Below are 349 nucleotides of genomic sequence, written 5' to 3'. Positions count from 1 at the left end.
ACCCCTAACGGAATGGTCCGCACGACGATCCGCGAGCAGTTGGGCAAGGCGAGTGCGAGGGAGATCACTACTCTGCATGAGTGCTCTCATACGACGAGTTGACTTCACCGGAGCGTGAGCTGTGGGACGCGTTCCCCCAGGGACGCCGCGTGGACCTGCGTACAGGAGTAGCGGAGGACGACCGTGTCGTCGAGGGTGGGCAGTGGGGCCCCGAGCGGGCGATTCGAGCCAGCGTGCTCGCGGCGCTGCTCTCGGGTGCGAATGCCACGCAACAAGGCGTCGCCGCCTGCCTGAAGCTGTCCGGCGCACGGATAAGTGGCTGTCTGGATCTGTCGGACGTGGAGCTCGG

The 349-nt window shown here is 65.9% G+C and carries 1 pseudogene; it reads left to right on the top strand.

Annotation, left to right across the window (positions count from 1 at the left end):
- Positions 1–80 precede the first annotated feature (80 nt).
- A pseudogene (locus ACNFOC_RS56200) lies at positions 81–349 on the top strand (oxidoreductase); the annotation flags it as partial.

This window comes from Streptomyces colwelliae (genome assembly GCF_048158785.1).
Lineage (GTDB): Bacteria > Actinomycetota > Actinomycetes > Streptomycetales > Streptomycetaceae > Streptomyces.
Note: the sequence above shows the minus strand (reverse complement) of the source record. Positions and strands in the feature narration are given on the sequence as shown.